Origin of the sequence: Kitasatospora sp. NPDC059327 (assembly GCF_042752535.1) — a bacterium.
Lineage (GTDB): Bacteria > Actinomycetota > Actinomycetes > Streptomycetales > Streptomycetaceae > Kitasatospora.
In genome coordinates this window covers 1-18,475 of sequence record NZ_JBHYYB010000096.1, presented here as the reverse complement: position 1 = coordinate 18,475, position 18,475 = coordinate 1, and the positions used below count along the sequence as shown (strand labels likewise).

12 protein-coding genes and 1 pseudogene are annotated in these 18,475 nt (G+C 73.2%); 6 read left to right on the top strand and 7 right to left on the bottom strand.

The window, feature by feature from the left end; translation table 11 throughout:
• Positions 1-146: 146 nt before the first annotated feature.
• Positions 147-1,016 (bottom strand): GyrI-like domain-containing protein, encoded by an 870-nt coding sequence (locus ACFXHB_RS36225; RefSeq protein WP_380579833.1) that lies wholly within the window; start codon positions 1,014-1,016, stop codon positions 147-149.
• Positions 1,017-1,187: 171 nt separating this feature from the next.
• On the opposite strand from ACFXHB_RS36225, the gene ACFXHB_RS36220 reads away from it, so the two are divergent.
• Positions 1,188-2,678, top strand: coding sequence for a hypothetical protein (locus ACFXHB_RS36220; RefSeq protein ID WP_380579831.1), 1,491 nt, complete (start codon positions 1,188-1,190; stop codon positions 2,676-2,678).
• A 250-nt stretch (positions 2,679-2,928) separates the two neighbouring features.
• On the opposite strand, the gene gdhA is transcribed toward ACFXHB_RS36220, so the two are convergent.
• The 4 genes and pseudogenes from gdhA to ACFXHB_RS36200 form a co-directional block, all read right to left on the bottom strand.
• Entirely contained in the window at positions 2,929-4,308 is a 1,380-nt protein-coding gene (gene gdhA / locus ACFXHB_RS36215) for an NADP-specific glutamate dehydrogenase (protein WP_380579828.1), read from the bottom strand.
• A gap of 400 nt (positions 4,309-4,708) precedes the next feature.
• Positions 4,709-5,257: a hypothetical protein gene (locus ACFXHB_RS36210; RefSeq protein ID WP_380579826.1), complete on the bottom strand. Its 549-nt coding sequence runs from the start codon at positions 5,255-5,257 to the stop codon at positions 4,709-4,711.
• 74 nt (positions 5,258-5,331) lie between these two features.
• On the bottom strand, positions 5,332-8,670 hold the full coding sequence (locus ACFXHB_RS36205) for an ALF repeat-containing protein (protein WP_380579857.1): 3,339 nt from the start codon (positions 8,668-8,670) through the stop codon (positions 5,332-5,334).
• Positions 8,671-8,688: 18 nt separating this feature from the next.
• Positions 8,689-8,871, bottom strand: a pseudogene (locus ACFXHB_RS36200) (ALF repeat-containing protein); the annotation flags it as partial.
• 434 nt (positions 8,872-9,305) lie between these two features.
• Here ACFXHB_RS36200 and ACFXHB_RS36195 point away from each other — a divergent pair.
• The 5 genes from ACFXHB_RS36195 to ACFXHB_RS36175 all read left to right on the top strand — a co-directional run bounded on the left by ACFXHB_RS36195 (position 9,306) and on the right by ACFXHB_RS36175 (position 16,126).
• Positions 9,306-9,824: a hypothetical protein gene (locus ACFXHB_RS36195; protein WP_380579824.1), complete on the top strand. Its 519-nt coding sequence runs from the start codon at positions 9,306-9,308 to the stop codon at positions 9,822-9,824.
• A 545-nt stretch (positions 9,825-10,369) separates the two neighbouring features.
• The gene (locus ACFXHB_RS36190; RefSeq protein WP_380579822.1) at positions 10,370-11,998 is read left to right on the top strand and encodes a trypsin-like serine protease; all 1,629 of its coding nucleotides are present in this window, start codon (positions 10,370-10,372) and stop codon (positions 11,996-11,998) included.
• Positions 11,999-12,097: 99 nt separating this feature from the next.
• A complete protein-coding gene (locus ACFXHB_RS36185; protein WP_380579820.1) occupies positions 12,098-13,765 on the top strand; it encodes a trypsin-like serine protease in 1,668 nt (555 codons plus the stop codon).
• 240 nt (positions 13,766-14,005) lie between these two features.
• Positions 14,006-14,788 carry a GTP cyclohydrolase II gene (gene ribA / locus ACFXHB_RS36180; protein WP_380579818.1) on the top strand — a complete coding sequence of 261 codons (783 nt, stop codon included), beginning with the start codon at positions 14,006-14,008 and terminating at the stop codon, positions 14,786-14,788.
• 123 nt (positions 14,789-14,911) lie between these two features.
• On the top strand, positions 14,912-16,126 hold the full coding sequence (locus tag ACFXHB_RS36175) for an FAD-dependent oxidoreductase (RefSeq protein ID WP_380579816.1): 1,215 nt from the start codon (positions 14,912-14,914) through the stop codon (positions 16,124-16,126).
• A 58-nt stretch (positions 16,127-16,184) separates the two neighbouring features.
• Here ACFXHB_RS36175 and ACFXHB_RS36170 read toward each other — a convergent pair whose 3' ends face one another.
• Both ACFXHB_RS36170 and ACFXHB_RS36165 read right to left on the bottom strand, forming a co-directional pair.
• The gene (locus ACFXHB_RS36170; protein ID WP_380579814.1) at positions 16,185-17,516 is read right to left on the bottom strand and encodes an ATP-grasp domain-containing protein; all 1,332 of its coding nucleotides are present in this window, start codon (positions 17,514-17,516) and stop codon (positions 16,185-16,187) included.
• A gap of 14 nt (positions 17,517-17,530) precedes the next feature.
• Positions 17,531-18,475: family 16 glycosylhydrolase (locus tag ACFXHB_RS36165; protein WP_380579812.1), on the bottom strand; the 945-nt coding region annotated here is incomplete at its 5' end.

Sequence of the window (18,475 nt, the reverse complement as noted above, 5' to 3'; positions counted from 1 at the left end):
GTTCATTACTGCAAATCTATGCCTCTCTCGCCACCGTTTTTTTTGCGAGGGTTATTCCAGTTCGCGTTTAGTTTTTCGGGGGGGGGGGGGGGGGGGGCCCCCCCCCCCCCCCCCGCCCCGGCCCAGTTCACCACATCCGCCGCCCTCTACCGGGTGGCGCGCTCCACCCCGACCCACAGCTGCGCCTGGGCGACGCCCTCGGACAGGAACCGCGTGCGCAGGATCTCCGGCCCCGGCCGGGACTCGTAGGGGTTGGACGGGAACCACTGGGTGTAGACGTCCCGCCACATCTCCTGGAGCGCCTGCGGGAACGTCCCCGTGTCGGAGAACACGGCCCAGGTACCGGCCGGCACCTCCCGCACGTCCAGACCGTCCGGGACGACGGTGTCCGCACCCGCCACCACCGCGTGGTAGTAGTCGAGTTCGACGCCCTCCTCGCGGCTGTCCGTGAAGAACTCGGTGACCGAGACGACGCCGTCCGGTTCCTGGTCCGAGAGGGCGGCGATCCGGTCGACGACCTCCGGCGCGATCCCCCGGATGAACGCGGCGATGGCCGGGTTCACCCCCTCGTGGACCAACGGGACCCGGGCCCGCCGGCCGACCACCCGGAACGCGGGCTTCTCCACGATGCGGTACTCCATGGTGCTGCTCCCTTCGACGACGAGTCGGAAGGACATCCGGGGCTGGGACCGCAGCACCGCACCGCCGCGCCGGGCCTCCCCCGGGCCGACGCCGTGCATCGCCCGGAACGCCCGGGCGAACGCCTCCCCCGAGGTGTAGCCGTACCGGACCGCCACGTCGAGCAGCGTCCGTTCGCCGGCGAGCACCTCGGCCCCGGCCACGGTCAGCCGCCGGCGCCGCACGTACTCCGACAGCGGCATCCCGGCCAGCGCGGAGAACATCCGCCGGAAGTGGTACTCCGACGTCCGAGCGATCCGCGCCAGCTCGGCCACGTCGAGCTGCCCGTCCAGGTGCTCCTCGACGTACTCCATGGCCCGGTTGACCTGCTCCAGCATCCGACCCCGTCCTTCCCTCCACTGCCACCACCGTAGGAAGGACCCACCCTGCCGCACCCGACATCCTGTGCCCGCTCCGGTCGGGTACCGGGACGGGCAGCGGAGACCCTCCCGGCCTGTTTCCCGGGGTTAGAATCGGCGCTTCGCTCGACCAGGGGGAGTTGTTCGATCATGAGCCATCATCCACGCACGGCCGAGGCGATCTGGCAGGACGCCGATCTGCCGGCCCGCCGGCTCGCCGGGGTGGCGCTCAACCCCAACGCCGGTACGGACGTGCTGCTCAGGCTGCTCGCCTGCGACTCGGCCGCCGTACGGATGGTCCTCTGCCGGGACCGGGACCTGCCGGAGGAAGTGGTGAACGCGGTGGTCACCCACCCCGACCACCGCACCCGGAGCTTCTTCGGCGCCAACCCGCACGTCGACCCCGCCCAGCGGGCGCGACTGGTGGACGACGCGCACTGGCTGGTCCGTGCCTGGCTCGCCCAGGGACCGGGCTTCCCACACGGGCGCAGCGAACTCCCGGAGCACACGGTGGTCCGGATTCTCACGACCTACGACAACGATGACCTCGGCACGCTCTACCGGCAGGTCCCGAAGTCGGCGCGGTGGACGTTCCCGTCCCATCCGGAGCCGAAGGTCAGGGCCTTCGCCTTCACCTGGTGGTCGGAACTGACCCCGCGGGAACAGGCGGCCCTGCTCGCCGACCCGGACGAAGACGTGCGCGAGCGCGCCCTGCGCCACGACAGGGACCTCGACCCCGAGTACGTCGAGCGCGCGCTCCCGGACCGGTCCTGCCACGCGCGGACCCACCTGCTGATGCACGGCGCACTCTCCCACCGCGTGGTGGAACAGGTGCTGGCAGCCCCGGTCGGGCGCGAGGACCTGGCGATGATCGCCGGCAACCCGAGCCTCCCGCTCGACGTCCTGGCACTGCTCGCCCGGGATCCGGACCCCCACGTACGCGAGACGGTCGCCGGCCGAACGGAACTGACCGCGGAACAACGGCAAGCCCTCGCCACCGACGCCGACCCGGCGGTCCGCACCCGGATCTCCGTGCACCCGGCACTCACCGAGGAGGAGCGCTCCGCGATCGACTACCAGGTCGGCTCGGACGAGACCTTCGGCCACTTCGACATCCCCGCCTCGATGTACGACCCGGCGCGGTCCCGCCGCCACGCCCTCAGCGGCCACCCCCTGCTGCGCCGCCGGGCCGCGAGCGATCCCGGCCTGCCACCGGACCTCGTGGCACTCCTGTCGTCCGACTCGGACCTGGGCGTGCGGGTCCTGCTCGCCCAGAACCACCCGCAGGCCCCGGCCGAGCTGCTGCTGGACAGCTTCCTCGAATACACCGGCCGCGAGCGGTGGTCACTGACAACCCGGCCGAACTTCCCCACCGAGGATCTGGCCGGCTACGCCGAAGCCGCGGACCCCATGGTCCGACGGCTCGCCCTCCTCAGCCCACAGACCCCTCCGGGCACGGTGGACCGACTGTCCGCTGACCCCGATCCGGACGTACGCGCCGACGCCGCCCGACACCCGCGCCTGTCGCGGCGGCGGCTCGGCGAGCTCCTCGACGACGAGGAGCTCGCCCACCGGGCGGGCGCCAACCCGGCTCTCCCGGCCTCGGTGCTGAACCGCCTGGTGGCGTCGCTCGCCGGGTAGGCGGGACGGCCCCGCCGCTGCCGGACGCGCACCCCTGGGTGCGCGGGGAACCGGAGACGGCGTAGGACTCGTGGCCGCTCTTCGAGGGGTCATCCCCGCGTGCGCGGGGAGCGGACCTGGATCTGACGGCGCCCGTCCATCGCCGGCGGGTCATCCCCGCGTACGCGGGGAGCAGCCCCTGCCGCACCCGACACCCGCTCCGGTCGGGTACCGGGAGGCGGGTGCCGGGCGCGGCAGGGCTGGGCTCAGGTCAGATCAGGCCCTGGGCCAGCATCGCGTCCGCGACCAGCTCGAAGCCGGCGATGTTGGCCCCGACCACGTAGTTGCCCGGGTTGCCGTACCGCTCGGCCGTCGTGTAGCAGGAGTCGTGGATGTGCCGCATGATCTCGGCCAGCCGCGCCTCGGTGTGGGCGAAGGTCCAGGAGTCGCGCGAGGCGTTCTGCTGCATCTCCAGGGCGCTCGTGGCGACACCGCCCGCGTTCGCCGCCTTGCCCGGCGCGAAGGCCACCCCGGCCTCCTGGAGGACCCGGACCGCCTCGGGGGTGGTGGGCATGTTGGCGCCCTCGGCGACCGCCTTCACGCCGTTGCGGACCAGCGCGATCGCGTCCGCCTCGCCCAGCTCGTTCTGGGTCGCGCACGGCAGTGCCACCTCGCACGGCACGTTCCACACGCCCGGCCCCTCGACGAACCGCACGTGGCTGCCGCGCAGCCGCGCGTAGTCGGAGACCCGCCCGCGCTGGACCTCCTTGACCTCCTTGAGCAGCGCGAGGTCGATGCCCTTCTCGTCCACCACGTAGCCCGAGGAGTCGGAGCAGGTGACCACGGTGGCGCCGAGCTGCTGCGCCTTCTCGATCGCGTAGACGGCGACGTTGCCCGAACCGGACACCACCACCCGCCGGCCCTCCAGGCTCTCGCCCCGGGTGCGCAGCATCTCGGCGGTGAACAGCACGCAGCCGTACCCGGTCGCCTCGGTCCGGGCCTGCGCGCCGCCCCAGCCCAGGCCCTTCCCGGTGAGGACACCGGACTCGTAGCGGTTGGTGATCCGCTTGTACTGGCCGAACAGGTAGCCGATCTCGCGGCCGCCGACGCCGATGTCCCCGGCCGGGACGTCGGTGTACTCGCCCAGGTGGCGGTGGAGTTCGGTCATGAAGGACTGGCAGAACCGCATGATCTCGGCGTCCGAGCGGCCCTTCGGGTCGAAGTCCGCGCCGCCCTTGCCGCCGCCGATCGGCATGCCGGTCAGGGCGTTCTTGAAGATCTGCTCGAAGCCGAGGAACTTCACGATGCCGAGGTTCACCGACGGGTGGAAGCGCAGCCCGCCCTTGTAGGGCCCGAGGACGCTGCTGAACTCCACCCGGAAGCCCCGGTTCACGTGGATACCGCCGCGGTCGTCCGACCACGGCACCCGGAAGATCAGCTGGCGCTCGGGCTCGGCGATCCGCTCGACGATCCGCGCGTCGACCAGCTCGGGCCGCCGGACCAGCACCGGCCCGAGGGTCTCCAGCACCTCCCGGACGGCCTGGTGGAACTCCCGCTCGCCCTGGTTGCGGCGCAGGATCTCGGCGTAGAGCGACTCGATGACACTGTTCCCGGCGTCGGAGGACGCCGAGGGGTACGGGGTGACCGGCATCAGATCTGGACCTTCCGTGGTCGTCGGCAATCACGCGCGAGGCGCCCCACGCGGGGACGCCGGCGGTCCCCCTCGCCATTGAGGGCATCGCACTGTCAGGCACGCCGAAGCGGCTTACCGGACCGCTGTTACGGGGGTGAGTCTTCCAGTGTTAACACCCGATGTCCGACCGCATCCACATGCTGAAACCCCTTGTCCGGTCCGCGAACCGCCCCCGGACACGCGGAAGGGGCGGTGGACATCCGTGTGGATGTCCACCGCCCCTTCCGCGAGGCGTCCTACGGGCGGCTCACCGCCGGAGGCCGGATCCGCGATCCGGTCTCACCGGGTGCCGCTGCCAGGAAGCCCTCGAAGCCCTGAACGGGGCCGGCGCCGTTCAGGAGTCCCGGTCGAGGACCGGTCAGGAGCCGCCGAGGTAGCGGGACTCCATGTACACCGTCTGCTCCGCCTGCCCCCGGTCCTGGTCCGCCACCACGCTGAAGCGGCTCCCGGTGGAGGTCCTGAAGTCGACGAAGAGGTCGTAGGTCACGGCCTCGTCGAAGGACCAGCCGAAGTCCCTCGTCTCCGTTTCGGAGTCGAACCCGGTCTTGTTCCCCTGGCCGGGGGTCCAGTGCACGGGGCGGGCGACGTCGACGGAGTGCGCGGAGAGGAAGCGGCCCACGCAGTCCTTCGGAGCCCGGAAGCTCAGGTTCAGGGTCTGGGCGGGGTACTTCGAGCTCCCGGAGAATCCGAGGCCCTGCAGGCCGCAGTCCGGCAGGTCCAGCCCGAAGGCCTTCGTGACCCCTTCGAGGGTCTGCCCCTTCGGGCTGCCCGGGTAGGCCCTCGGATCCGGGTCCGCGGACGCGCAGCCGGCGGCCAGGGCTACGGCGAGGACCACGTTCACGGCCACCGCGGCCGTGCGTCGCGGCCGGCCGGCGCCGCGCGGTCCCACCGTGTTTCGTACACGCATGACTGTCCTTTCCCGGGCGGGGACCGTCCCGCGAGGAAGGCCTCGCGGGACGGTACCCGATCCGAATCGGGCGATCAACCAGTGGTGGTGTCGACGTGCCCGGTGGAGCTCCCCTGGACGGTGAAGTCGCGGGCGAACCCCTGGCTCGGAGCCATGGCCAGCAGCTTCACGTCGACCGGGATCCCCCAGACGTCGATCGGCGGCTTGTCCATGTCGAAGTTGTATTCCTTCTTCACGTCGAACCGGTAGTCGCCGGACAGCCGCACCTTGCCCGGGCTGACCACGGTCGCGGTCACGTCCCCGCTGACGCGGTACTGGATGGAGTGCAGGGCGAAGATGTGGTCCTTCGACCCCGGGTACTTGTAGGTGAACCCGAGCCAGTTGGAGTCGAGCTTCACGGTGCACGTGGTGCCGGCCCCGCCGGTGCACTTCTCCGCCGCGGACTGCGCGTACTTGGTGGCCCGCTCGTTCAGATCGATCTGCATGGTCGGGTTGGTGTAGAGGTCGCGCATCTGGTCCGCCGAGAAGTTGAACGGCTTGCCCGACTTCTTCTCCCAGTACTTGAACAGCTCGCAGGACATCGACCCGGCGTGGCAGGCCCACAGCTCCGCGCCGCCGACGATCGTCACCATCGGGTCCGGCTGCCCCTGGCTGCCGAGGTTGCGGAAGAACTTCTCCCAGCCGCTCGGCTCGTGGAACGGCGGGTGCTTCTTCGGGTCGTCCTCGTCACTGATGTAGTCGTGACCGTCCGGGTCACCGACGGTGACCGTGCCCGGCGGGGGCGGCGTCGACGGCGGCTGGCTCTGCTGGGCGGCGCGGGCACGCTCCTCGGCGGCGATCTTCTCGCCGGCGATGCGCATCGCGTCGGTGCCGGCCTGCGCCGCCTCCTGGGCGCTGCGGCCCGCGGCCAGCGCCGAGTTGCGGGCCTGGGCCGCGGAGCCGTAGGCGGAACTCGCGTACGAGGCCGCCTTGGAGGCGGAGTAGGACGCCCAGGCAGCCGACTTGGTGGCCGCCGCGGCATCGGCGCGGGCCGACTTCTCGGCGTTCTTGGCCTGCTGCGCGGACGTCGCGGCCTGCTTGGCCGACTTGTCCGCCCGGTCCGAGGACTGGCGCGCCTGGTCCGCGTAGCCGTTGGCCTCGTCCGCGGAGCGACGGGCCTGGTCCGCGTACTTCTGGGCCTCCGTGGCGGCACCCTGGGCCGTCAGCGCCGCCGCGGTCGCGGTCTCCGCGGTCTCCCGGGCGGCCGCGGCGCTGTTCGAGGCGTCGGCCACGATCCGCTGGATGTCGGCGGCGTGGACGGCGCTCTGCTGGTCCAGTTCGGCGGCCCGGTACTGGGCCGCGGCGACGAAGTTGCGCAACTGCGTGGGTGGTCCGGCCAGAGCCACCTGGGCGGAGGCCGTCAGCTGGACCCCGCCGCCCGCCGTCAGCGAGAGAGCCGTCACCCGGTCGTCCTCCTCGCGGGCGCGGTACTGGTCGGTGTCCAGGAACTGGTGGAAGGCCGCGGGCGTGTTGGCGTCGATCGCCCTGCTGCCGGCCTCCTTGACGGCACGGCCGCCCTGGCTGATGATCCGCAGGATGTCGACCCGGTAGTCCTCCGCCATGGCCGCGTCCTGACCGCCGCTGAGGAAGGCCTGGATGTCCTGCGACGAACCGTTCAGCGCGGTGAGGGCCGCGGCGCGCAGCCGCGGGTTGGTCGACTCGCCGAGGTGGGCGACGCGGGACAGGTCGTCGTGGTCGGCGGCGAGGGCCCGGCGCTGCTTGAGCCACTCCAGCACGTCGCTGTCGGAGCCGGTGAGCGCGTCCTTGGCGGCCTGGCTGGTCCAGGGGCCGCCGTCGGTGAAGAGAGCGGCAGCGGCCTGACGGCCCATCCGCACGGCGGCCGACGGGTCGGTGCCCGGGGCCACGGCATCGATCAGCAGTTGCTTGGTCGCGGTGTCGACGCGCACCGCCTCGGCCCGGTCCTCGCGGTCCTGAGCACCACGCTCGTCGTACTGCTTCCGCAGCTCCTGGGCCTGCTGGATCTTCTTGTCCTTCTCGGCCGCCAGCTGCGCCGCTTCCGCGGCGCGCGCGACCTCCTCGACCTGGCGGGCGGCGGCCGCGGCGTTGGACGCGGTCTCGGCCGCGGCCACGGCGGCCTGGGCGTGGAGGGTGGCCTGCTGGGCGTCGCCGGCCGCCTGACCGGCGTGCGCGGCTGCCTCGTCGGCCGCCTGGGCGGCGTTGTTGGCGTGGCGGGCGGCATCCTGAGCCGCCGCCTTGGCCTGCTGGGCAGCGGTGGCGGCGCGCCCGGCGAGTGCCTCCGCGGAGTTGGCGGCACTGGTCGCGGTCGCGGCGGCCGCACGTGCCTTGGCAGCGGCGGCCTTCGCCCGTTCGGCCTGGGCGCCGGCGGCCTGCGAGTACCCGCCGGCCCGCGCCGCGGCGTCGGCGGCCGCTGCCGCGTTCGCCCCCGCGCCGGCGGCGGACTTGGCCGCGTCAACCGCGTTGATCACGGCGGTCACCGCGTGGTCGACGGCGTCCGCGGCACGCTGGGCGTCGGCGGCGGCGGCGCGGGCGACCTTGGCCGTGGCGGCCGCGTTGGCCGCCTGACCGGCATCCCCGGCCGCAGCGTTGGCGGCCCGGTACGCCTGGGACGCCGCCTTGCCCGCGGCGGTCGCGGCCGCCGCGGCGGCGGAGGCGGCGCTGGCCGCCACCCTGGTCGCCGAGTGGGCCGCGTTGGCGGCCTCGATGGCGGTGGTCGCGGCCTGGGCGGCCTGGTTGGCGGCGTCCGCGGCATCGCCCGCGGCCGCACTGGCCTTCTGGGCCGAGTCCTTGGCCGCCTCGGTCTCCTGGGCCGCGCGCTCCGCGGCCGTTCTGGCGGCCGCGGCGGCGTGGACGGCACGGGCCGAGGCCTGCTTGGCGGCCTCGGTCTCCTGCGCCGCCTGCTGGCCGGCCGTGCGCGCCTCCTCGGCGAGCTGGGAGACCGTCATCTTCTCCTGGTCACGGGCCCGGGCCATGTGCTGCCCGTTGCTCAGGAACTCCTTCACCTCCGCCGGGCCGTCCCTGAGCGCCTGCTGCGCGGCGCTGCGCACCTGCGGCCCCCCGACGGCGATCAACCGCAGGGTGTCGACCCGGTCGTCCTCCTCCTGCGCCTGGGCCCGACCGCTGTCCAGGAACGTCTGGAGCGCCTCCAGGGAGCCGTCCTTGAGCGCGGCCTGCGCCGCGTCGCGCACGCCGCGCCCGTCCAGGTTGATGGAGGTCAGCACGGCTACCCGCAGGTCCTCCTTCCACGGCGCCTCGAAGCCCGTGGTGAGGAAGACGTGCAGTTCGTCGGGTGTGCCGCTGAGCGCCCTGCCGGCCGCATCACGCACCCCCCGGCCGCTGGTGTTGATCAGTTCCAGAGCGGCGACCCGTTCGTCCTCGGCCTGAAGGGGCTTCAAGCTACCGTCCAGGAAAGCCTTCACCTCCTGGTCCGAGCCCAACAGTGCCTTCTCCGCAGCCGACTTGGTGGCACGACCACCGTCGCGCCACGCCGTGAAAACCTTCTCGCGGTCGCTCGGCGCCGCCGGCGCCGATGCCGGCGCCGATGCCTCCGCGGGCGCTGCCACCGCGGGCGCTGCCACCGCGGAGCCGTTCGTCATCCCCGCAAGCAGCGTGACGGCGCACAGCCCCGCCAGAGCCGCGCGCGTCCGCCATGGATTGCGCAGGACTTTGCCCACGCATTCGCTCCCCTTAATCCCCATGTCCCCTCGATGAAGTCGCCGTTCACCACCCGGAGCGGACCGCTACGGGCAGCGCGGTGTGGCGCGCCGATGCGCACGGTTCGGGACCATACATAGCGAGCGACACAGAAATCGACCCTTTACCTGCCGGGGGACTTCTTTCGGACAGGTTGGCTGGAATCCGCCCCAGTGACAAATGTGGTCATAGCGCCATTCATGACAGCAAACGCAGCCTTTTGGTCGCTGAATTGGCTTCAACTACCCCGGTGCCGCAGTGATATGAATGACCTGCTTCAGAAGCGGTCTGCGCGAACAGCGCCGACTTCGATAGTTTTCCGATACAGGGGGATTTCATGCGCAAGCGACACCGTCCCGTCATCGTCGGTGCCCTCGCCGCCTCGACGCTGCTCATCGGCATTTCCAGCGGGGTGGCGGCAGGTACCTCCGCTGGTACCGCCGCCGCTACCGCCTCCGACACCCCGCCCCCGGCCGTGGAGGACTTCGGCTACCCCGGCGCCGAAAAGATCCTCGCGGACCGCAACCTGGTCCTGAAGCGCGGCGACGGACACGTCGTTCTCGCCGACTGCGTCGACGGGCAGAACCTGATCGAGGTGTGGGCACGCGGCCGGGCGGACCGGGTCTGCTTCAAGGTCACCGGATCGGGCGGTTTCCTCGAACTGGAACTGCCGAAGGTCGTCGGTATCCGCGGCAACGACTACACGACCCAGGCGACCGCGGTGGTCAAGGGCTCCGAGAAGACCTTCGACATCACCAAGAACGGTCCTGGGGACTACATTTGGACGCCGATCGGCGAAGCCTCGGACCCGGACCAGAACGACCACACATTGCTGCGGCTGGTCGCCCGCCGGTAACCCGGCCGGTTCCGGCCAACAGCGGCCGGCCTAAACCGCGTTCCCCGGCATCCCGCGTCCTGCGGGGGCCGGAATGAGGTCGTGCACGGCGCTCACCACTTCCCCAAGGGCCTTCCTGCCCGCCATGGCGACAACCGGCGACGGGGCCGGACTGCTCCACCGCTCCCACCGGTGACGGCAGCGGCTGACGCCCACGCCCGCGAGCGCGTCCGGCGGAGCCCGAGCCGTCCGGTCGAGCCTCCGCCCCCCCTGCGGGTCCCCGGCTGTCCGGGTGCCCGCGAGCAGGGGCCCGCGGAGGCCCTGCCGGTCACTCGCCCCACCGCGCACGCAGTCGACGTCCGCACCCTCCGGACCCCGCCGGCACCGCGGGAAGCACCATGCGACAAGCCCCGCACGACCCAGACCCTGGACATTCCCAAGGACGGCTTCAAGGGCGTCGGCGAGGGACTCGGCCAGGCTCCGAACCACCCTCGTCGAACTGCACGTCACCGGCTGACCGCGCGCCAGTCGGAATCGTCCGTCTTCGTGACCTAGGAAACCACCACATGCTTCCCAAGACCTCTGCCCGTACCCGAGTGACCGGGGTGCTGACCGCAGTGCTGGCCGCCGGCACGCTCAGCACCTTCGCCGGCACCCCCGCCGGGGCCGTCGCCGCCGACCCGGCCTCCGACGGCGCCTACGCCTACACCGCCAAGCTCACCATCGGCGACAACGTCCGCTCCTGCACCGGCACCCTCGTCGACCGCAACTGGATCATCACCGCCGCCAGCTGCTTCGCCGACGACCCCGCGCAGCCCGCCGCCCTGCAGACCGGCGCGCCCAAGTGGAACACCACCGCCACCGTCGGCCGCACCGACCTGACCACCGGCGCCGGCCAGCAGACCGACATCGTCGAACTGGTACCGCGCCCGGACCGCGACCTGGTGATGGCCCGCCTGGCCACCCCCATCGACGGCATCACCCCGCTCGCCGTCGCCACCACCGCGGCCACCGCCGGCGAGAGCCTGCGGGTGCCCGCCTACGGCCGCACCAAGACCGAGTGGGTCCCCGACAAGCTCCACAGCGGCGCCTTCACCGTCGACGCCGTCACCACGAACGCGGTGAGCACCACCGGCACCGCCGGCGCCGCCGTCTGCAAGGGCGACACCGGCGCCCCGGTCGTCCGCGAGGTCAACGGCAAGGCCGAACTCGCCGCCGTCGCCTCCCGCTCCTGGCAGGGCGGCTGCTTCGGCAGCACCGAGACCCGCACCGGCGCCAGCAACACCCGCGTCGACGACCTCGGCGCCTGGGTGAAGGAGCTGCGGTTCCGCACCGCGGACGTCCAGGCGGGTACGCACGTGCAGATCATCGGTGCCGACGCCACCCTGTCGGGTTCGGTCGCCGACTACAACGCCGGCCGCTGGACCCGCCCCTGGACGCCGATGGGGAGCAGCCAGCTCCTCAAGGTCGACAGCGTCGCCATCGGTGACACCGTGCACGTCTTCGCGGTCGCGGGCGACGGTCACGTCTACGGCCGTGACGGCAAGGTCGGCGGCACGTGGGGCGACTGGAACGAGGTGCCCGGCGGCGCCTCGGGCGTCAGGGACATCTCCGTCACCGCCCGTGGCAACCTCGCCGATCTGATGATCATCGGCGGCGACGGCTCGCTGTACGCGACCACCGGGAACTACGACACCGGCACCTGGAACCAGTACTGGGACAAGATCGGTGACAACCGCCTGAAGGCCGTCACCAGCGCGTACTACAACAACTCCACCCAGGTCTTCGTCATCAACGAGGACGACAAGGTCTACACCCGCTCCGCGGACTACGGCGTCGGGTGGAGCGAGTGGGAGGAGATGCCCGGCAGCCTGCCGAACGTCAAGGCCATCAGCGCCGCCACCCACGGCGCCACCATCGATCTGGCGATCGCCGGCGCCAACGCCTTCTACAGCACCAGCGGTCACTACGACGCCGGTTACTGGGACCCGCAGTGGACCAAGATCAGTGACAACCGCCTGAAGGCCCTCACCAGCACCACCTCCAACAACGTCGTGCACGTCTACGCCGTGAACGAGGACAGCAAGGTCTACGGCATCGACGCCGACTACAACGCCGGCCGCTGGACCACCTGGAGCGACCTTCCGGGCGGCGCCACCGGCGTCCGGGCCATCACCGCCACCAGCACGAATTGACCTTGCGTCAGCCCAGGTGATCCGGTGGGGTGGGTGATCGAACTGATCGTCCGCCCCACCGGTTCTCCGCGTACCATCCCGACTTCAGGGGGACTCCCAATGCTCCGCAGCACCTCGACTCTGACCCGCCGTTCGGGCGCTCTGGCCGCCGCCACCGTCGCGGTCGGCGCGCTGGCCACGTTCTCCGCCGCACCCGCCGGGGCCGTCGCCGCGGACCCGGCGGCGGACGGCGCCTACGCCTACACCGCCAAGCTCACCATCGGCGACAACGTCCGCTCCTGCACCGGCACCCTCGTCGACCGCAACTGGATCATCACCGCCGCGTCCTGCTTCGCCGACGACCCCGCGCAGCCCGCCGCCCTGCAGGCCGGCGCGCCCAAGTGGAACACCACCGCCACCGTCGGCCGCACCGACCTCACCACCGGCGCCGGCCAGCAGGCCGGCATCGTCGAGCTGGTGCCGCGTCAGGACCGCGACCTGGTGATGGCCCGCCTGGCCACGCCGATCGACGGGATAGCCCCGCTGGCCGTCGCCACCACCGCGGCCACCACCGGCGAGAGCCTGCGGGTGCCCGCCTACGGCCGCACCAAGACCGAGTGGGTCCCCGACAAGCTCCACAGCGGCGCCTTCACCGTCGACGCCGTCACCACGAACGCGGTGAGCACCACCGGCACCGCCGGCGCCGCCGTCTGCAAGGGCGACACCGGCGCCCCGGTCGTCCGCGAGGTCAACGGCAAGGCCGAACTCGCCGCCGTCGCCTCCCGCTCCTGGCAGGGCGGCTGCTTCGGCAGCACCGAGACCCGCACCGGCGCCAGCAACACCCGCGTCGACGACCTCGGCGCCTGGGTCCAGCAGGTCCGCGGCACCTCCGTCGGTTGGAAGACCCAGGCCCTGGTCAAGGGCGGCACCAACCTCTACCAGGCCGCCCGCCTCTACGACGGCTCCTGGACCCCGTACGAGGACGTCCAGGCCAAGGCCGGGAACATCGGCGGCGCGCGCGTCGTCGCCACCGCCGGCATCAACGGCGACACCCACGTCGTCGCCCTCGGCGCCAACGGCCACCTGTACCACACCATCCGTCACCTCGACGGCAGCTGGAGCCAGTTCGGCGACCTCAACACCAACGTCGGCGACCTCGGCAACATCACCCAGGTCGCCATCGCCTCCACCGGCGCCAACCTGGAGGTCGTCGTCCTCGCCGACGGCCAGCTCTTCCACACCCTCCGCACCAGCGGCGGCTACTGGAGCGGCTTCGGCAAGGTCTTCGAGGCCGCCGGCCCGCTGAGCGGTGTCACCACCCTCGCCACCGCCGGCGTGGGCGGGGACCTCCAGGTCGCCGCCGTCGCGAACGGGCAGGTCTACCACACCATCCGCTCCGGCTCCACCGGCAGCTGGTCCGGCTGGGGCGCGGTGGCGGGCGCCGCCGGCTCCACGGCCCCGGTCACCTCGCTCGCCATGGCCCGCCAGGGCAACGACATGAACCTCGTCGTCGTCACCGACTCCGGCGCCCAGCTCCACACCATCCGCTACGCCAACGCCACCTGGCAGCCCTTCGGCTCCCTCAGCAGCGTCATCGGACAGGTCACCGCCACCTCGGTGAGCGCCGCCCCGGTCGACACCGGCGCCCAGTTCGCCCTCACCACCGGTGACAACCGCGTCCTGACCACCACCCGCCTCGCGGACGGCAACTGGACCGCCCCCCAGGCCCTGAACCTCCAGGGCGTCACCGGCAACCACACCGGCACCGCCATCACCGGCACCCTGTAACACAGCGCGAGCGCCCACGAGGGCGGGCGGCCGACCGGGCCGCCCGCCCTCCGGCATGCCCGGGACGGGACCGCCGCACCCGGCGTGACCGGCGGGAACAGCCGGACCGCACGGGGTGTCGCGAGCCTGCGTCGTCACGGTCCGCACCACGGCGGGAGCATCCGGAAGCCAGTTGTTCAAATTGGAACTACCGAGTACCGTCGGGGTCCGACCATCACCCCGGTAACGGAGGCCCCGCCCATGCCGCAGCCTGCCCCGACGCAGCCTGGCACCGCTCCGACCCGGCCCGGTACCGCCACGGTGCGCTCCCGGGTCCGCATCCCGCTGACCTTTCCGGACGGGTACCGCGCCGAGGCCGAGGTCTTCACCTTCCACGGCCTGGCGGACGGCGCCGAGCACCTGGCGCTCGCCTTCGGCACCTCGGCGAGCACCACCCCGGAGGACGCCACCCCGGCGAGCACGACCCCGACGAGCACCACCCCGGCGAGCACCACCCCGGCGAGCACCACCCCGGAGGGTGCGACCCCGGAGAACGGGACGCCGCAGGGCCGGACGCCGCTGGTGCGGCTGCACTCGGAGTGCCTGACCGGTGACGTCTTCGGCTCGGACCGGTGCGACTGCGGGCCGCAGCTGCGCGAGTCGGTGGAGCGGATCGCCGAGGCCGGCGGCTACCTCCTCTACCTGCGGCAGGAGGGCCGGGGCATCGGGCTGTACAACAAGCTGGACGCCTACGCCCTGCAGGACTCCGGCCTCGACACCTATGACGCCAACACCGCGCTCGGCCTGCCCGAGGACGGGCGCGACTACACCGCCGCCGCCCAGATGCTGACGGCGCTCGGCGCCACCGGCATCGACCTGCTGAGCAACAACCCGGACAAGGCCGCCCAGCTGGCCGGGCTCGGCATCACGGTCGAGCACCGGGTGCCGACCGGCGTGCACCTGTCCGCCAGCAACATCCGCTACCTGCGGGCCAAGGTGGAGCGGACCGGCCACTCGATCGAGCTGTCCCGGCTGGTCGGCTGAGCCCGCGGCCGGGCCACCGCGGACCGGGCCGCCACCCGCGGGCCCGTTCGTCCACGCACCTGATGCCGCGCCCCTGCGCCGGGGGCATCCTGGAAGGACGTCCCAGCACTCCAGGAGGCGTCCATGCCGACGCACCAACTGCCGGTCGCGGTGGTGGGGGCCGGCCCGTACGGGCTGGCGGCGGCCGCTCATCTGACGGCGCGGGGCGCGACCCCGCGGGTGTTCGGGGAGCCGATGGCCGGGTGGCGCGACCACATGCCGGCGGGGATGTTCCTGAAGTCCACCCCGCGGGCCTCGAACATCTCCGCGCCCGCCACGGGGCACCGGCTGGCCGACCACCGGGCGGCCCGCGGGCTGCCGCCGATCGGTGACCGCTACCCCGTGCCGATCGCGGAGTTCATCGCCTACGGCGCCTGGTTCCAGGAGCGGTACGTACCCGAGGTCGAGCGCTGCGCGGTGCTCGACATCGGCTATGACCACGGGGTCTTCAGGCTGCGGCTGGACACCGGCGAGGAGGTGCGGAGCCGGGCCGTGGTGCTCGCCACCGGGTTGCGGGCCTTCGCGCACGTCCCCGGGGTGCTGGCCGCCGTGCGGCAGGACGGCCTCGCCTCGCACACCTCCGACCACGCCGACCTGGGCCGCCTGGCCGGCCGCCGGGTCGCGGTGCTCGGCGCCGGGCAGTCGGCCCTGGAGAGCGCCGCCCTGCTCGCCGAGGCCGGGGCCCGGCCCACGCTGCTGGTCCGGACGGCCCGGCTGAGGTTCGGGAGCGCGCCCGACACGGACCTGCCGGGCGAACGCCCGGCGGCGGTCCGGGCCCGCTACCCGGGCTCCGGACTCGGCCCCGGCTGGAACCTCCTCGCTTACTGCCGGGCCCCCTGGGCCTTCCGCCACCTCCCCGACGACGTCCGGGCCGGCCGGGTGCGCACGGTGCTCGGCCCGGCCGGTGCCTGGTGGCTGCGGGAGCGGATCGAGGACGCCGGGGTGCCGGTGGTCACCGGGTGCTCGGTGGAGTCCGCGCGGGAACGGGCGGGCGCCGTCCGGGTGCGGCTGCGCGGCGTCACCGGCGCGCTGGAGGTCGACCACGTCCTGGCGGCCACCGGCTACCGGGTGGACGTCGAACGCCTCGGCCTGCTCGATCCGGGCCTGCGGCGGGCGGTGCGACGCACCGCGGCAGGGGCCCCCAGGCTGTCCGGCGCCTTCGAGTCCTCGGTTCCGGGGCTGTACTTCACCGGGCTGTCCGCGGCGGACACCTTCGGCCCGCTGCTGCGCTTCGTCTGCGGCACCGACTTCGCCGCCCGCCGGATCTCGGCCGCGCTCACCGACGGCGCGACGGCCTGACCCGCCCGCACCGGACCCACCGGACCCACCGGACCAATCAGCGGGCGCCCGAACACCCTCAGCAGCGCGCCGCTCCCCCGGCAGCCGCCCGCACCGCGCCCGCCCGCACCACGCCCGCGAGCCGGCGGCCGGCGTACCGGGCGGCCCGGCCGCCGAACCGGCCGGCCTCGGCCACGGCGGGCACCGGATCGTCCGGGCAGAGCCAGGCCCGCTCGGTGCCCCGGCGCGGCCACAGGTCGGCGGGCAACCGGTGCCCGTCCCGGAGGGCGGAACCGACCGCGAGCAGGTCGAGCTGGCCGACGCCGTAGCCGCGCGGCAGCTGGGGCCCCTGCGGCACCGGGCGCCCGGTGAGCGAGAGGTGCAGCGCCCGCACCACGTCCACGCCGTCGGCGGTCTCGAAGAGGCGGAACTGCGCGCCCGTGCGCGGATTGAAGTCGACCAGCTTGTAGCGGCCGTCGCGCAGGTCCAGCCGCCAGTCGAGATCGGCGATCCCGCAGTAGCCGATCCGCCGGCACAGCCGCACGGTCAGCTCGGCCAGTTCGGGGTTGGCGATGCTCCGGGCCCGAGTGGTCACGCCAGCGCCGGGGGGCCAGGAGCGCAGTTTGACGCCGGTGAAGACGGCGAGCGGCTCGCCGCCGGGGCCGCAGGTGAGATGGGTGATCCAGTCCTGTGCGTGCTCGGCGGGCAGGTACTCCTGGGCGAGCACGGCGAGCGGCGGACCGCCGGACGGACCGCCGGCCGCGGCCCCGGACGAGGCTCCGGACCGGCCGGCCGGCGCGCAGTGGGCCAGCAGCTCCGCCTCGGTCCGGACGACGGTGGTGTGGCCGACCACCGGGCGCTCCAGCCGGGTGAAGGAGGCGAGGTTCTTCAGCACCAGCGGGTAGCCGAACCGCCGTGCGGCGGCCAGCAGCCCGTCCCGGTCGACGGGCGCGCAGGCACCCGGGGTGGGGGTGTCGGTGGCGCGGCAGATCGCGTACAGGCCGCCCTTGTCGGCCAGTCGCCGGGGCAGGCCGGCCGGCACCGGCGGCAGCAGCAGGTCCTCGGCGAGTTCCGGCGCGTGCTCGGCGAGCAGCACGGCGGCCTCGTCGTCGGTGGCCACCGCCACGGCCCGCCGCCCGGTCCGCCGCCGCACCTCACCGGCCGCCTCGCGCAGGGCGGCGACCAGGGCGGCAGGCGGCTCCCGGCCGGTGGTCGGCCCGACCAGCGCCCCGGTCAGGTAGCGGGAGAGCGCGGTGGGCGTCAGCCGGTCCTCGACCATCGCGTAGACCGGGACGCCGAGCCGGCCGAGCGTGCGCACGGCGCCGAGGGCACTGTGCGACTGCGGGTAGTGCCCGACCTTCACCAGGAGCGCGGGGACGGTGCGGTCCGCGCGCAGCGGGCTTCGTGCCATGCCGCTGCCACCTCTCAGTGCTGCCAGACCTGGACCCACTGGGCCTGGACGGCCGCCGAGGTCGTGCCGGGCGGCGGCGACTCCAGGTACCCGACGGCGAGGTTGATCACGATCTCCATGGCCACCGTCGGGATCCGCGAGGGGTCGGTGACCTGGAACCAGGCCTTGCCGTCGACGTACCAGGTCACCGTGTCGGGCTCCCAGTCGACGCCGTAGACGTGGAAGTCGGAGGAGAAGTCGGCGGGGCCCCAGTTCTGGCCGACGTGCTGGTCCGAGCCGTCCGCGCCGCGCCAGTGCAGGTTCATGTGGACGTACTGGTCGGTGTTCGGGAACTCCGCGATGTCCACCTCCGGCGGGGTCCCCCGGGTCGCGGCCGGGATCAGCCAGAAGGCGGGGAAGAAGCCGTGCGGGTTGGCCGGGACCTTGAGCGAGGCCGCGAAGTAGCCGTAGGTGAACGTGTGGCGCGGCTTGGCGTTCCAGTTGTCGCGGCCGGTGCTGACCATGCCGGAGACCCACGGGTACGTCCGGCCGTCACTGCCCGTCACCGTCCGGGGCTGCGCCGTGAGGGTGAGCCGGCCGCCGCCGGCCTTGACCTGGCCCGGCTGGTACCACTGGTCCTCGCCGTTGCCGGCGTTGGTGCAGCCGCCGTCGTTCCAGTCGTAGCAGGTGGTCCAGTTCGCCGGGTCGAGGGCGGATCCGGCGAACTCGTCGTGGAACACCAGCCGCCACGAGCCGGGGGCCGGCGGGCGGTTGGAGGCGGCCGCGGCCGGCAGGCCGGAGCCGGTCGTCGTCGACCCGGCGCCGGAGGTCCCGGTGCTGCCGGAGCAGGCCGCGACCAGCACCAGCAGGGCGGCGGCCACCGCCCCGCCCGCGACCCGGCGGGCCCGGCCCGGCCGCGCCGGCCCGCACGACCCGGCCGACCCGGCCGGCTCACGCGGCGGGTCCGACGGCGCCCCGGC

Bases quoted from the DNA above. Each gene is read 5' to 3' on its own strand.
- ACFXHB_RS36195 (WP_380579824.1), top strand. From the start codon at position 9,306: ATGCGCAAGCGACACCGTCCCGTCATCGTCGGTGCCCTCGCCGCCTCG.
- ACFXHB_RS36175 (WP_380579816.1), top strand. From the start codon at position 14,912: ATGCCGACGCACCAACTGCCGGTCGCGGTGGTGGGGGCCGGCCCGTAC.
- ACFXHB_RS36220 (WP_380579831.1), top strand. From the start codon at position 1,188: ATGAGCCATCATCCACGCACGGCCGAGGCGATCTGGCAGGACGCCGAT.
- gdhA (WP_380579828.1), bottom strand. From the start codon at position 4,308: ATGCCGGTCACCCCGTACCCCTCGGCGTCCTCCGACGCCGGGAACAGT.
- ribA (WP_380579818.1), top strand. From the start codon at position 14,006: ATGCCGCAGCCTGCCCCGACGCAGCCTGGCACCGCTCCGACCCGGCCC.
- ACFXHB_RS36190 (WP_380579822.1), top strand. From the start codon at position 10,370: ATGCTTCCCAAGACCTCTGCCCGTACCCGAGTGACCGGGGTGCTGACC.
- ACFXHB_RS36185 (WP_380579820.1), top strand. From the start codon at position 12,098: ATGCTCCGCAGCACCTCGACTCTGACCCGCCGTTCGGGCGCTCTGGCC.
- ACFXHB_RS36225 (WP_380579833.1), bottom strand. From the start codon at position 1,016: ATGCTGGAGCAGGTCAACCGGGCCATGGAGTACGTCGAGGAGCACCTG.
- ACFXHB_RS36170 (WP_380579814.1), bottom strand. From the start codon at position 17,516: ATGGCACGAAGCCCGCTGCGCGCGGACCGCACCGTCCCCGCGCTCCTG.
- ACFXHB_RS36210 (WP_380579826.1), bottom strand. From the start codon at position 5,257: ATGCGTGTACGAAACACGGTGGGACCGCGCGGCGCCGGCCGGCCGCGA.